Origin of the sequence: Streptococcus sp. 5346 (assembly GCF_013277455.1) — a bacterium.
Taxonomy (GTDB): domain Bacteria; phylum Bacillota; class Bacilli; order Lactobacillales; family Streptococcaceae; genus Streptococcus.
This window is the reverse complement of record NZ_VMMY01000015.1, coordinates 1-13,561: the sequence shown is the minus strand read 5'-3', so window position 1 is coordinate 13,561 and position 13,561 is coordinate 1. Positions and strand designations below refer to the sequence as shown.

Here is a 13,561-nt window from a genome sequence, read left to right as displayed (position 1 = left end):
TTCCCTTGACTAGGTGCATATTTGGGGTGAGATTAGAATTCTTTTAGAAAAAATGATATGATAGAGTTTATGGATAAAAATAAGATTATGGGATTAACCCAAAAAGAAGTCGCGGAAAGACAGACTAAGGGCTTGGTCAATGATTTTACTGCTTCGGCCAGTACCAGTACTTGGCAAATCGTTAAACGAAATGTCTTTACCCTTTTTAACGCTTTGAACTTTGCCATCGCTTTGGCCCTTGCCTTTGTGCAGGCTTGGAGCAATCTGGTCTTCTTTGCCGTTATCTGTTTTAACGCTTTTTCTGGAATTGTGACCGAGCTACGGGCTAAACACATGGTGGACAAGCTCAATCTCATGACCAAGGAAAAGGTCAAAACCATTCGTGATGGCCAAGAAGTGACTCTGAATCCGGAAGAATTGGTGTTAGGAGATGTCATTCGTCTGTCTGCTGGAGAGCAGATTCCCAGTGATGCCTTGGTTTTGGAAGGTTTTGCGGAGGTTAATGAAGCCATGTTGACGGGGGAAAGTGATTTGGTGCAAAAGGGAGTGGATGCCTTGCTTTTGTCAGGAAGTTTCTTAGCTAGTGGGTCAGTTTTAGCTCAAGTTCACCATGTCGGTGCAGACAACTATGCTGCCAAACTCATGCTGGAAGCCAAGACCGTTAAACCCATCAACTCCCGAATTATGAAATCGCTGGACAAGTTAGCAGGTTTTACTGGAAAGATTATCATTCCTTTTGGTCTGGCTCTTTTGCTAGAAGCCTTGCTTTTAAAAGGCTTGCCTCTCAAGTCATCTGTTGTAAATTCATCGACAGCCCTTTTGGGGATGTTGCCCAAGGGAATTGCCCTTTTGACCATCACTTCGCTATTGACTGCAGTGATTAAGTTGGGCTTGAAAAAGGTCTTGGTGCAGGAGATGTACTCTGTTGAGACCTTGGCGCGCGTGGATATGCTCTGTTTGGACAAGACGGGCACCATCACCCAAGGAAAGATGCAGGTGGAGGCTGTTCTTCCACTGACGGAAACTTACGGTGAAGAGGTTATTGCCAGCATTTTGGCCAGCTACATAGCTCACAGTGAGGATAAAAATCCAACAGCTCAAGCTATTCGAAAGCGTTTTGTGGGAGAAGTTACTTATCCTATGATTTCTAATCTGCCTTTCTCAAGCGACCGCAAGTGGGGAGCCATGGAGTTAGAAGGTCTGGGGACAGTTTTCTTAGGGGCACCTGAGATGTTGCTGGATTCTGAGGTCCCAGAAGCCAGAGAGGCCTTGGAGAGAGGGTCACGCGTCTTGGTCTTAGCTCTCAGTCAGGAGAAATTAGACCATCACAAACCACAAAAACCATCTGATATTCAGGCTCTAGCCTTGCTGGAAATCTTGGACCCCATTCGGGAGGGAGCAGCAGAGACGCTGGACTATCTCCGTTCTCAGGAAGTGGGGCTCAAGATTATCTCTGGGGACAATCCAGTTACGGTATCCAGCATTGCACAGAAGGCTGGTTTTGCGGACTACCACAGCTATGTAGATTGCTCCAAAATCACGGATGAGGAATTGGTTGCTATGGCTGAAGAGACAGCTATTTTCGGACGTGTTTCCCCTTATCAAAAGAAACTCATCATCCAAACTCTGAAAAAAGCAGGGCATACAACAGCTATGACAGGGGATGGAGTTAATGATATCTTGGCCCTTCGTGAGGCGGATTGTTCTATCGTGATGGCTGAGGGAGATCCTGCGACTCGTCAGATTGCCAATCTGGTTCTCTTGAACTCTGACTTCAATGATGTTCCTGAGATTCTCTTTGAAGGTCGTCGCGTGGTCAATAACATTGCCCATATCGCCCCGATTTTCTTGATAAAGACCATCTATTCATTCTTGCTCGCAGTCATCTGTATTGCCAGTGCTCTTCTGGGACGGTCTGAGTGGATCTTGATTTTCCCCTTCATTCCAATCCAGATTACCATGATTGACCAGTTCGTGGAAGGTTTCCCACCATTCGTTCTGACTTTTGAGCGAAATATCAAACCTGTTGAGCCAAATTTCCTCAGAAGATCTATGCTTCGTGCTCTACCAAGCGCTCTCATGGTCGTCTTCAGCGTTCTTTTTGTGAAAATATTTGGAAGTAGCCAAGGTTGGTCTGAGTTAGAAATCTCAACTCTACTCTATTATCTCTTGGGGTCAATTGGTTTCTTATCCGTATTTAGAGCCTGCATGCCATTTACCCTATGGCGTGTCCTCTTGATTGTTTGGTCAGTAGGAGGCTTCCTAGCCACAGCTCTCTTCCCAAGAATCCAAAAACTGCTTGAAATTTCGACCTTAACAGGACAAACATTACCTGTTTATGGTGTCATGATGTTGGTCTTTACCGTGATTTTCATCCTGACTAGTCGCTATCAAGCCAGAAAATAAAGAAAGGCTGCAATCTGTGGATTGCGGTCTTTTTAGGTACAAGATTGCCAGCTGAAATGTGGTATAATAAGAGGTAATAGAGTTTTGGAAAGTGAGAGAAAATGATTTCAAAGAGATTAGAATTAGTGGCTTCCTTTGTGCCACAGGGAGCAATTTTACTAGATGTGGGGAGTGACCATGCTTATCTGCCTATCGAGTTGGTCGAAAGAGGCCAAATCAAAAGCGCCATTGCAGGTGAGGTGGTGGAAGGTCCCTATCAGTCTGCTGTCAAAAATGTTGAGGCTCACGGTCTAAAGGAGAAAATCCAAGTCCGTTTAGCCAATGGGCTGGCAGCCTTTGAAGAGGCTGACCAAGTATCGGTTATCACCATTGCAGGTATGGGAGGCCGTTTGATTGCTAGGATTTTAGAAGAAGGCTTGGACAAGCTGGCTAATGTAGAACGTTTGATTCTCCAGCCCAATAATCGTGAAGACGACTTGCGTATCTGGCTACAAGAGAACGGATTTCAGATTGTAGCTGAAAGCATCTTAGAAGAAGCTGGCAAGTTTTACGAGATTTTGGTGGTGGAAGCAGGACAAATGAAGTTATCAGCCAGCGATGTCCGCTTTGGTCCTTTCTTGTCCAAAGAGATCAGTCCAGTCTTTGTCCAAAAATGGCAAAAAGAAGTTGTTAAGCTAGAGTTTGCCCTCGGACAAATTCCTGAAAAAAATTTGGAAGAACGTCAAGTTCTAGCAGATAAGATTCAAGCCATCAAGGAGGTGCTCCATGCTAGCAAGTGAAGTGATTAACGCGTATGAAGCCTTTTGCCCTCAGGAATTTTCCATGGAGGGAGACAGTCGTGGCCTGCAAATTGGAACTTTAGACAAGGATATCCAAAGGGTCATGGTGGCTCTGGATATTCGTGAAGAAACGGTGGCTGAAGCCATTGAAAAGGGTGTGGACTTGATTATTGTCAAGCACGCGCCGATTTTCCGTCCTATCAAGGACTTGGTAGCTAGCCGTCCACAAAATCAGATTTACATTGATCTGATCAAGCATGACATTGCAGTGTATGTCAGCCATACCAATATTGACATCGTTGAAAATGGACTCAATGATTGGTTCTGTCAGATGCTAGGAATCGAGGAGACGACTTATCTACAGGAGACAGGTCCAGAACGTGGAATTGGTCGTATTGGGAATGTTCAGCCTCAGACATTTGGGGAATTGGCCCAGCATGTCAAGCAAGTCTTTGGTTTAGATAGTCTTCGATTGATGCATTATCAAGAGAATGACTTGCAGAAGCCTATTTCAAGAGTGGCCATCTGTGGTGGAAGTGGGCAGTCTTTCTATAAGGATGCCTTAGCTAAAGGAGCGGATGTCTATATCACTGGTGATATTTACTACCACACTGCCCAGGATATGCTGTCTGATGGCCTGTTAGCACTGGATCCAGGTCACTATATAGAAGTGCTGTTTGTAGAAAAAATCGCAGCACTCCTTACTCAATGGAAGGAAGAAAAGGGCTGGGATATTGATATCTTGCCTAGTCAAGCCTCGACCAATCCTTTCCACCATATCTAGTTAGAAAGTGAAAACAATGAAAAAAGTTGCCATTATCGGAGCAGGGATTGTAGGTGCCACAGCTGCCTACTACCTCTCGAAAGAAAGTGACCTAGAGGTGACCGTTTTTGACCATGGACAAGGGCAAGCTACCAAGGCCGCAGCAGGAATTATCAGTCCTTGGTTTTCCAAACGCCGCAATAAAGCTTGGTACAAAATGGCGCGCTTGGGGGCTGACTTTTATGTGGATTTATTAGCTGATTTAGAGAAGTCAGGGCAAGAAATCGACTTTTACCAGCGTTCGGGAGTTTTTCTCTTGAAAAAGGATGAGTCCAAGTTGGAAGAACTCTACCAACTAGCCCTCCAGCGTAGAGAAGAATCTCCCTTGATAGGCCAGTTAGCCATTCTGGACCCAGCATCATCAAATGAATTATTCCCTGGTTTGCAGGGATTTGACTGCCTGCTCTATGCTTCTGGTGGAGCGAGAGTAGATGGCAAACTCTTAGTGACTCGTTTGCTGGAAGCCAGTCAGGTCAAGCTGGTCAAAGAAAAAGTGAGTCTGCATCCTCTATCATCAGGCTACCAGATTGGCGAAGAGGTGTTTGATCAGGTTATTTTGGCAACGGGAGCTTGGTTGGGTCACATATTAGAACCCTTGGGTTATGATGTAGATGTTCGTCCTCAGAAAGGACAACTCCGAGATTATCAGCTGGCCCAAGATATAGAATCATACCCTGTTGTTATGCCAGAAGGGGAGTGGGATTTGATTCCTTTTGCAGGTGGGAAATTGTCCCTAGGCGCTACCCATGAAAATGACATGGGATTTGACTTGACGGTAGATGAAACCTTACTCCAACAAATGGAGGAGGCAGCCCTGCCTTGCTATCCTAGTTTAGTAGAAGCTACCAGAGCTGGTGAGCGTGTGGGAATCCGTGCCTACACTAGTGATTTCTCACCTTTCTTTGGGCAGGTGCCAGAATTGGCAGGTGTCTATGCAGCCAGTGGACTAGGTTCATCAGGTCTCACAACGGGTCCTATCATTGGTTACCACCTAGCTCAACTGGTCCAAAGTAGGGAAATGACCTTAGACCCAGCAAACTACCCAATTGAAAACTATGTCAAACGACTAAAAATCGAATAAATATTTTACTGAAATTTTAGCTTAGCTTCTAGGATGGCAAATGACATTCCCTATCAAAAATGGTAAAATAAGAAAAAATGATCCGAGAATCGAGGAAAAAAGATGCAAGAAAAGATTTTAGTAACGGGTGGAGCTGGTTTTATCGGAACCCACACTGTTATTGAGTTAATCCAAGCAGGTCATCAGGTTGTTGTGGTGGATAACCTTGTCAACAGCAACCGTAAAAGTTTAGAAGTTGTTGAGAGAATTACAGGAGTTGAAGTTCCTTTTTATGAGGCTGATATCCGTGATACAGATACTCTTTGTGACATTTTCAAACAAGAAGAACCAACAGGTGTTATTCACTTTGCTGGTTTGAAGGCTGTCGGTGAATCTACTCGTATTCCTCTTGCTTATTATGACAATAATATCGCTGGAACTGTCAGTCTTCTAAAAGCCATGGAAGAAAACAACTGTAAAAACATCATTTTCAGTTCTTCTGCGACAGTTTACGGAGATCCTCATACCGTGCCAATCTTGGAAGATTTCCCACTTTCAGTGACCAACCCATATGGCCGCACTAAGCTTATGCTTGAGGAAATTTTGACCGATATTTACAAAGCAGACTCAGAATGGAATGTGGTCTTGCTTCGTTACTTTAACCCAATCGGAGCCCATGAGAGTGGTGATTTGGGAGAAAATCCAAACGGTATTCCAAACAATCTCTTGCCATATGTGACTCAAGTAGCCGTTGGAAAATTAGAGCAAGTGCAAGTGTTTGGAGACGATTACGATACGGAAGACGGAACTGGTGTTCGTGACTATATCCACGTTGTCGATTTGGCTAAAGGTCACGTTGCAGCTCTACAAAAAATCCAAAAAGGTTCAGGCCTAAACGTTTATAACCTTGGAACAGGGAAAGGCTACTCAGTTCTTGAAATTATCCAAAATATGGAAAAAGCAGTGGGACGTCCAATTCCTTACCGCATCGTAGACCGTCGCCCAGGGGATATCGCAGCCTGCTATTCAGATCCTGCAAAAGCCAAAGCAGAACTGGGCTGGGAAGCAGAATTAGGCATCACCCAAATGTGTGAAGACGCATGGCGTTGGCAAAGCAAACATCCAAATGGATTTGAAGACTAAGATGGTGATGTCAATCATTGTCCCCTGTTTAAACGAAGAGGAAGTACTTCCTCTTTTTTATCAGGCTCTGGAAGCTCTGATTCCTGACTTGGAAACAGAAATCGAGTATGTCTTTGTCGATGATGGATCAAGTGATGGGACCTTGGAACTCTTAAAGGCCTATCGGGAACAAAATCCGGCAGTGCATTATCTTTCTTTCTCTCGAAATTTTGGGAAAGAAGCAGCTCTTTATGCAGGCTTGCAATATGCGACAGGAGATTTGGTGGTGGTGATGGATGCAGACCTCCAAGATCCTCCGAGTATGTTGCTTGAGATGAAAAATTTACTAGACCAGAATGCAGACTTGGACTGTGTTGGAACACGCAGGACCAGTCGGGAGGGAGAACCAGTTTTACGTAGTCTCTGCGCTAATCTCTTTTACCGCCTTATGCAAAAAATTAGTCCAGTAGCCTTGCCATCAGGTGTCCGTGATTTTCGCATGATGAGACGGTCTGTAGTCGATGCTATTTTAGCTTTGACCGAGTCTAATCGTTTTTCTAAGGGACTCTTTGCCTGGGTCGGCTTTAAAACCCATTATCTGGACTATCCAAATGTCGAAAGGCAGGCTGGCAAGACCAGTTGGAGTTTTAGGCAACTCTTTTTTTACTCCATTGAAGGGATTGTTAATTTTTCAGATTTTCCCTTGATTATCGCCTTTGTGGCTGGTCTCTTATCTTGTTTTGTTTCTCTACTAATGACCTTTTTTGTCGTGGTTCGGACCCTCATTTTGGGCAATCCGACATCAGGTTGGACCTCTCTGATGGCTGTCATTCTCTTTCTTGGGGGAATTCAACTCTTGACCATTGGAATTCTCGGCAAGTATATCAGTAAGATTTATTTAGAGACTAAAAAAAGACCACTTTATCTTATCAAAGAAAAAAGTGACCTTCCTGATTTTACAGAAAAAAATAAAGTGAAAAGACTATAATTTTACATGGAAATATGCTAAACTAGAGGGAGTGGATTATCGCCATTGATTTAGGCTTCCTGGTTTCTGATCAGGGCGCGAGTTGGGCAATTTTTAACAGCCTCTAAGATATCCTGACTAGGAGAAATTTCTTTTTCCAGTTGGTCAGGGTCATCGTAAAAACGCACGATTCCATTATCGTGGTAATCAAATAAATCAGAATAAGTTTGGCAAAGTCCACAGGCGATACATCGTTCAGGTATAAGTGTGATTTTCATGTTCATATTTATATTGTAATAAGAAAAGTAAAAAAAAACAAGGAGTAGGGTATGGAAAAAGAACCGTGGCAAGAAGATATTTATGATCAAGAAGAATCAAGAGCAGAGCGTCGTAAGAGAACTCAAGGCAGAGATGTAGTGGCCAATCGTGTCTTGACGATTTTAGCTAGTATTTTCTTCGTGATTGTAGTCGTGATGATTATTGTTCTTATCTATCTATCAACGGGGGGGAGTAATCGCACGGCAGCCTTGAAAGATTTTCATGATTCAGATGCAAGTGTAGTACAAGTCTCATCTTCAAGCAGTTCCCAGCCTGAGCAGAGTTCAGAGCCAGAATCTACTTCTAGTAGTTCAGAAGAAGCTACTAATCCTGAAGGCACGATTAAAGTTCTAGCAGGAGAAGGGGAAGCAGCTATTGCCGCTCGTGCAGGAATCTCCATTGCTCAGTTAGAGGCCTTGAATCCTGGGCATATGGCTACAGGATCTTGGTTTGCTAATCCAGGTGATGTTGTCAAAATAAAATAGGAGTTGATATGAAAACTATTCAAATTGCTATTGACGGCCCTGCTTCAAGTGGTAAGAGTACGGTCGCAAAGATTATTGCCAAGGATTTTGGATACACCTACCTAGATACAGGTGCCATGTATCGTGCGGCAACCTATATGGCTCTTAAGAACCAGTTAGGAGTAGAAGAAGTCGAAGCCCTTCTAGCCTTGTTGGACCAGCATCCAATTAGTTTTGGGCGTTCAGAAACTGGGGAACAGCTTGTCTTTGTAGGAGATGTGGATATTACCCATCCTATCCGTGAAAATGAAGTGACCAATCATGTTTCAGCTATTGCGGCGATTCCTGAAGTGCGTGAGAAACTGGTTTCTCTCCAACAAAAAATCGCCCAGCAAGGCGGGATTGTCATGGATGGCCGCGATATTGGAACTGTTGTATTGCCACAAGCAGAATTAAAAATTTTCCTAGTAGCTTCGGTAGATGAAAGAGCAGAGCGTCGTTACAAGGAAAATATTGCCAAGGGAATTGAAACAAACCTTGAAATACTAAAAGAGGAAATTGCTGCGCGTGACTACAAGGATAGTCATCGTGAGACTTCTCCTCTTAAACAAGCAGAGGATGCTGTATACCTTGATACAACTGGTTTGAACATTCAAGAAGTAGTTGAAAAAATCAAAGCAGAAGCTGAAAAAAGAATGTAGATGTAGAAAAGCCGATAGATGGATATCGGTTTTTTTCTAAATTTGTCAAAATGCTGATTTTAGGGTATAATAGTTGCTGTTCGAGAAATTTTGATTTTCAAAGAATAGTGAATGATGATAAGGAGAAACCATGAACAACCTACCAAATTGCCCACAATGTAACTCAGAGTATGTCTACGAAGACGGTGCCCTACTGGTTTGCCCAGAGTGTGCTCATGAGTGGAATCCTGCTGAGGTTACAGAAGTAGAAGAGGGTCTTGTCGCTATCGATTCCAACGGAAATAAATTGGCTGACGGTGATACTGTTACCCTCATCAAGGACTTGAAAGTAAAAGGTGCGCCAAAAGATTTGAAACAAGGGACGCGCGTGAAAAATATCCGCATCGTAGAAGGCGACCACAATATCGACTGTAAAATTGATGGCTTCGGTGCCATGAAGCTCAAATCAGAGTTTGTGAAGAAGATTTAAGTATGTCAAAGCACTACAAACTTGTATTTTATAGCCGTATCTTCTTGTTTCTAGCGGCTTTTACAGGAGTTTATCTTGAAATTACCAAGCATGGTGGTTTTGGGATGCTTCTCTATTACACGGTTCTGTCCAACCTCTTGGTAACTATTTTTACCCTTTATCTCCTAAAGGTGATGAGCCGTGTAGGTGAAAACTGGCAAAGACCAAGTCTCTTGCGCTTAAAAGGTGGAGTCACCATGAGTATCATGATTACCTGTGTGATTTACCATTTCCTCTTAGCGCCTATTGCGACTAATTTCTATACCCTAGAAAATTTCCTTTGCCACTATATCGTTCCCCTCTGGTTTTTCGCAGATACCCTCTTTTTTGACAAACAGGGTCAATACAAGATTTGGGATCCAATTGTGTGGACGATTTTACCCTTGCTGTATATGATGTTTGCTCTCTTTAATGGTTTGGTTTTAAAACTCAATATTCCAAATGCCAAGGATAATCCTTTCCCTTACTTCTTTTTGAATGTGAACAAGGGTTGGGATGTCGTGTTCAAGTGGTGTCTGATTATCTTTGTTGCCTATATGGTGGCAGGATTTATCTTCTACTTTATCAAGCAAATCAAGAGAAAGTCATCCTAATACTCTTCGAAAATCAAATTCAAACCATGTCAGCTTCGCCTTAGGGTATATATGTGACTGACTTCGTCAGTTTCATCCGCAACCTCAAAACCATGTTTTGAGCTGACTTCGTCAGTTTCATCTACAACCTCAAAGCAGTGCTTTGAGCAACCTGTGGCTAGCTTCCTAGTTTGCTCTTTGATTTTCATTGAGTATAAGATATGAGGGATTCATTTTCGAGTTTAAGAAGGAGTCTATACACTAAAGAGGCTTCTTCTTTTCTTGCTTGTTTGCTAACTATCAAAAGAGACAGAAGATTAAGAGAAAATATAGAAAGAGATTTCATGAAACAATTTTTAGAACGGGCCAGTATTTTGGCTCTCTCCCTCGTTTTGATTACATCCTTTTCCATCTCGAGTGCCCTGCCAGCCATGTTTGACTATTATCAAGGCTATCCTAAGGAACAAATTGAGCTCTTGGCGAGCTTGCCTTCCTTTGGAATTATGATTATGTTACTACTAAATGGTTTCTTAGAAAAAATATTTCCTGAGCGATTACAGATTAGTTTGGGATTGTTGATTTTATCACTGAGTGGAACAGCACCCTTTTGGTATCAAGCCTATCCCTTTGTCTTTGGAACACGGATTCTTTTTGGTTTGGGTGTTGGGATGATTAATGCTAAGGCAATTTCTATTATCAGTGAACGCTATCAAGGGAAAACGCGAATTCAGATGTTAGGGCTACGTGGTTCTGCAGAGGTTGTTGGAGCTTCTCTCATTACCTTGGCAGTCGGCCAGTTGTTGTCATTTGGTTGGACAGCTACTTTCTTAGCCTATAGTGCTGGATTTTTGGTGCTGACCCTTTATCTGCTCTTTGTCCCTTATGGAAAAGAAAAGAAAGAAGTCAAGAAAAAAGCGAAGGAAGCAAGTCACTTAACTCGAGAAATGAAAGGCTTGATTTTTACCCTAGCTATAGAAGCAGCAGTGGTAGTTTGTACCAATACAGCTATTACCATCCGTATTCCAAGTTTGATGGTGGAAAGAGGACTTGGAGATGCCCAGTTATCTAGTTTTGTTCTTAGTGTCATGCAGTTGATCGGGATTGTGGCTGGTGTGAGTTTCTCTTTCTTGATTTCTATCTTTAAAGAGAAACTGCTCCTCTGGTCTGGTATTACTTTTGGTTTGGGGCAAATTGTGATTGCCTTGTCTCCATCCTTGTGGGTGGTAGTGGCAGGAAGCATTCTGGCTGGTTTTGCCTACAGTGTAGCCTTGACGACGGTCTTTCAACTTGTTTCTGAACGAATTCCAGCTAAACTCCTCAATCAAGCAACTTCATTTGCAGTTTTAGGCTGTAGTTTCGGAGCCTTTACGACTCCATTCGTTCTAGGTGCAATTGGCTTACTAACTCACAATGGGATGTTGGTCTTTGCTATCTTAGGATCTTGGTTAATTGTAACCTCTATCTTTGTCATGTACCTACTTCACAAGAGAGCTTAGGATTGGTTTCCTAAGTTTTTCTTTTTGTGAATTTTGTACCCAGACAGTATTTGTTTTAGACCCTTGTTTACAGACTAATTTCTTGATAAAATAGAAATTATGACAAGATACAAAGCAACTATTTCCTATGATGGTTACGCCTTTGCTGGCTTTCAGCGCCAGCCCCATGCGCGTAGCGTTCAGGAAGAAATTGAAAAAACCTTGACGAGACTCAATAAAGGGAAAGCCATCACTGTTCACGGTGCTGGTAGGACAGATAGTGGGGTTCATGCTTTGGGACAGGTGATTCATTTTGACCTGCCTTATCAGATGGATGAGGAGAAGCTCCGTTTTGCTTTGGACACCCAATCTCCTGAAGATATAGATGTGATTTCAATTGAGCTTGTGGCAGATGATTTTCATTGCCGTTATGCCAAGCATAGCAAGACCTATGAGTTTATCGTAGACAGGGGCCGTCCCAAAAATCCTATGCGCCGTCACTATGCCACTCACTTTCCCTATCCACTCGATGTGGAACGCATGCAGATTGCAATCAAAAAGCTAGAGGGAACCCATGATTTTACCGGTTTTACAGCCTCTGGGACTAGTGTAGAGGACAAGGTTCGTACTATTACAGAAGCTAGTCTTAGGGTTGATGAGACAGACCAGTTTTTGACTTTTACCTTTTCAGGAAATGGTTTCTTGTATAAGCAGATTCGTAATATGGTGGGGACACTGCTCAAAATCGGCAATAACCGCATGCCAGTAGAGCAGATTAACCTCATCTTGGAGAAAAAGGACAGGCAACTTGCAGGTCCCACTGCAGCACCAAATGGTTTATATTTAAAGGAGATTCGTTATGAAGAATAATCGTATTTTAGCACTTTCTGGGAATGATATTTTTAGTGGTGGTGGCCTGTCAGCTGATTTGGCTACCTATACCTTGAACGGCTTGCATGGCTTTGTAGCAGTGACTTGTTTGACAGCCTTGACAGAAAAAGGATTTGAAGTCTTTCCAACTGACGATACCATTTTTCAACATGAATTAGATAGCTTGCGTGATGTGGAGTTTGGAGGAATTAAGATTGGTCTTCTACCAACTGTCAGTGTGGCTGAGAAGGCATTGGATTTTGTCAAACAACGCTCAGGAGTGCCTGTGGTTCTGGATCCTGTCTTGGTCTGCAAGGAAACACACGACGTAGCTGTAAGTGAACTCTGTCAAGAACTGATTCGTTTTTTCCCTTATGTTAGTGTGATTACACCTAATCTTCCTGAAGCAGAATTATTGGCTGGTCAGGAAATCAAAACCTTGGAAGACATGAAAGCTGTAGCGCAGAAATTGCATGACTTAGGCGCACCAGCAGTCATTATCAAGGGAGGCAATCGCCTTAGTCAGGACAAGGCTGTGGATGTCTTTTATGATGGACAGACCTTTACTATCCTAGAAAATCCTGTCATTCAAGGGCAAAATGCTGGCGCAGGTTGTACCTTTGCCTCAAGCATTGCCAGTCACTTGGTTAAAGGTGATGAACTTTTACCAGCAGTAGAAAGCTCTAAGGCTTTCGTTTATCGTGCTATTGCACAAGCAGATCAGTATGGAGTAAGACAATATGAAGCAAACCAAAACAACTAAAATCGCCCTTGTATCCCTATTAACCGCCCTCTCTGTGGTTCTAGGTTATTTCTTAAAAATTCCAACACCGACAGGCATTCTAACTCTTTTAGATGCGGGTGTCTTCTTTACGGCCTTCTACTTTGGTAGTCGCGAAGGGGCTGTAGTCGGAGGACTAGCAGGTTTCTTGATTGACCTCTTATCAGGCTACCCTCAGTGGATGTTCTTTAGCTTGCTCAACCATGGCTTGCAGGGATTTTTCGCAGGACTTAAAGGAAAAACTCAGTGGTTAGGCCTTATCTTAGCAACGATTGCCATGGTAGGGGGTTACGCCTTGGGTTCTACATTGATGAATGGCTGGACTGCAGCCCTACCAGAAATTTTACCAAATTTCATGCAAAATATGGTAGGGATGATTGTAGGATTTATTCTTAGTCAAAGTATCAAGAAGATTAAGTAAAGAGGATGTGGAGAAAGTCCTAAGAATTAGAAAAAACGCATAGTATCAGGTGTTGAAACCTTGATACTATGCGTTTTATTGTGGGAAGATTTTATACTCTTCGAAAATCTCTTCAAATCGCGTCAACGTCGCCTTGCCGTAGATATGGTTACTGACTTCGTCAGTTCTATCCACAACCTCAAAACAGTGTTTTGAGCTGACTTCATCAGTCTTATCTACAACCTCAAAACAGTGTTTTGAGCAACCTGCGGCTAGTTTCCTAGTTTGCTTTTTGATTTTCATTGAGTATTAGAT

The 13,561-nt window shown here is 42.9% G+C and carries 17 protein-coding genes; 14 read left to right on the top strand and 3 right to left on the bottom strand.

Going from position 1 to position 13,561, the window contains the following annotated elements:
• Window positions 1–69: 69 nt before the first annotated feature.
• From HT732_RS08955 to HT732_RS08930, 6 genes are all read left to right on the top strand, one after another.
• Complete coding sequence (locus tag HT732_RS08955) at window positions 70–2,406, top strand: cation-translocating P-type ATPase (RefSeq protein WP_173254729.1); 2,337 nt, start codon at window positions 70–72, stop codon at window positions 2,404–2,406.
• A 101-nt stretch (window positions 2,407–2,507) separates the two neighbouring features.
• Complete coding sequence (locus HT732_RS08950; protein WP_173254727.1) at window positions 2,508–3,185, top strand: tRNA (adenine(22)-N(1))-methyltransferase TrmK; 678 nt, start codon at window positions 2,508–2,510, stop codon at window positions 3,183–3,185.
• The gene (locus tag HT732_RS08945) at window positions 3,172–3,969 is read left to right on the top strand and encodes a Nif3-like dinuclear metal center hexameric protein (RefSeq protein ID WP_173254725.1); all 798 of its coding nucleotides are present in this window, start codon (window positions 3,172–3,174) and stop codon (window positions 3,967–3,969) included. Before HT732_RS08950 ends, HT732_RS08945 begins: the two co-directional genes overlap by 14 nt.
• Before the next feature lie 16 nt (window positions 3,970–3,985).
• Window positions 3,986–5,089 carry an FAD-dependent oxidoreductase gene (locus HT732_RS08940; protein ID WP_173254723.1) on the top strand — a complete coding sequence of 368 codons (1,104 nt, stop codon included), beginning with the start codon at window positions 3,986–3,988 and terminating at the stop codon, window positions 5,087–5,089.
• A 102-nt stretch (window positions 5,090–5,191) separates the two neighbouring features.
• Window positions 5,192–6,211 (top strand): UDP-glucose 4-epimerase GalE, encoded by a 1,020-nt coding sequence (gene galE / locus HT732_RS08935; protein ID WP_173254721.1) that lies wholly within the window; start codon window positions 5,192–5,194, stop codon window positions 6,209–6,211.
• 1 nt (window position 6,212) lies between these two features.
• Entirely contained in the window at window positions 6,213–7,178 is a 966-nt protein-coding gene (locus HT732_RS08930; RefSeq protein WP_173254719.1) for a glycosyltransferase family 2 protein, read from the top strand.
• Between the two features lie 50 nt (window positions 7,179–7,228).
• Here the strand turns inward: HT732_RS08930 and HT732_RS08925 are convergent, their stop codons facing one another.
• On the bottom strand, window positions 7,229–7,435 hold the full coding sequence (locus tag HT732_RS08925) for a ferredoxin (RefSeq protein WP_173254717.1): 207 nt from the start codon (window positions 7,433–7,435) through the stop codon (window positions 7,229–7,231).
• A gap of 51 nt (window positions 7,436–7,486) precedes the next feature.
• Between HT732_RS08925 and HT732_RS08920 the strand changes: the two genes are divergently transcribed.
• The 4 genes from HT732_RS08920 (at window position 7,487) to HT732_RS08905 (ending at window position 9,741) form a co-directional block, all read left to right on the top strand.
• Window positions 7,487–7,960 (top strand): SAG1386/EF1546 family surface-associated protein, encoded by a 474-nt coding sequence (locus tag HT732_RS08920; RefSeq protein ID WP_061425611.1) that lies wholly within the window; start codon window positions 7,487–7,489, stop codon window positions 7,958–7,960.
• A gap of 8 nt (window positions 7,961–7,968) precedes the next feature.
• A complete protein-coding gene (gene cmk, locus HT732_RS08915; protein WP_173254715.1) occupies window positions 7,969–8,640 on the top strand; it encodes a (d)CMP kinase in 672 nt (223 codons plus the stop codon).
• 130 nt (window positions 8,641–8,770) lie between these two features.
• Complete coding sequence (locus HT732_RS08910) at window positions 8,771–9,109, top strand: zinc ribbon domain-containing protein YjdM (protein WP_173254713.1); 339 nt, start codon at window positions 8,771–8,773, stop codon at window positions 9,107–9,109.
• Window positions 9,110–9,111: 2 nt separating this feature from the next.
• Window positions 9,112–9,741 carry a Pr6Pr family membrane protein gene (locus tag HT732_RS08905; RefSeq protein ID WP_173226970.1) on the top strand — a complete coding sequence of 210 codons (630 nt, stop codon included), beginning with the start codon at window positions 9,112–9,114 and terminating at the stop codon, window positions 9,739–9,741.
• A 29-nt stretch (window positions 9,742–9,770) separates the two neighbouring features.
• On the opposite strand, the gene HT732_RS10420 is transcribed toward HT732_RS08905, so the two are convergent.
• Window positions 9,771–9,929 carry a hypothetical protein gene (locus tag HT732_RS10420; protein WP_240155852.1) on the bottom strand — a complete coding sequence of 53 codons (159 nt, stop codon included), beginning with the start codon at window positions 9,927–9,929 and terminating at the stop codon, window positions 9,771–9,773.
• Window positions 9,930–10,064: 135 nt separating this feature from the next.
• Here HT732_RS10420 and HT732_RS08895 point away from each other — a divergent pair, with 135 nt between their 5' ends.
• From HT732_RS08895 to HT732_RS08880, 4 genes are all read left to right on the top strand, one after another.
• Window positions 10,065–11,216, top strand: coding sequence for an MFS transporter (locus tag HT732_RS08895; protein WP_173254711.1), 1,152 nt, complete (start codon window positions 10,065–10,067; stop codon window positions 11,214–11,216).
• A gap of 99 nt (window positions 11,217–11,315) precedes the next feature.
• Window positions 11,316–12,065, top strand: a complete 750-nt coding sequence (truA, locus tag HT732_RS08890) for a tRNA pseudouridine(38-40) synthase TruA (RefSeq protein ID WP_173254709.1) — start codon at window positions 11,316–11,318, stop codon at window positions 12,063–12,065.
• Entirely contained in the window at window positions 12,055–12,828 is a 774-nt protein-coding gene (locus HT732_RS08885) for a bifunctional hydroxymethylpyrimidine kinase/phosphomethylpyrimidine kinase (protein ID WP_173254707.1), read from the top strand. Before truA ends, HT732_RS08885 begins: the two co-directional genes overlap by 11 nt.
• Window positions 12,806–13,267 (top strand): ECF transporter S component, encoded by a 462-nt coding sequence (locus tag HT732_RS08880; protein WP_050390887.1) that lies wholly within the window; start codon window positions 12,806–12,808, stop codon window positions 13,265–13,267. Before HT732_RS08885 ends, HT732_RS08880 begins: the two co-directional genes overlap by 23 nt.
• 75 nt (window positions 13,268–13,342) lie before the next feature.
• Here the strand turns inward: HT732_RS08880 and HT732_RS10415 are convergent, their stop codons facing one another.
• Window positions 13,343–13,549, bottom strand: coding sequence for a hypothetical protein (locus HT732_RS10415; RefSeq protein ID WP_240155851.1), 207 nt, complete (start codon window positions 13,547–13,549; stop codon window positions 13,343–13,345).
• Window positions 13,550–13,561 lie beyond the last annotated feature (12 nt).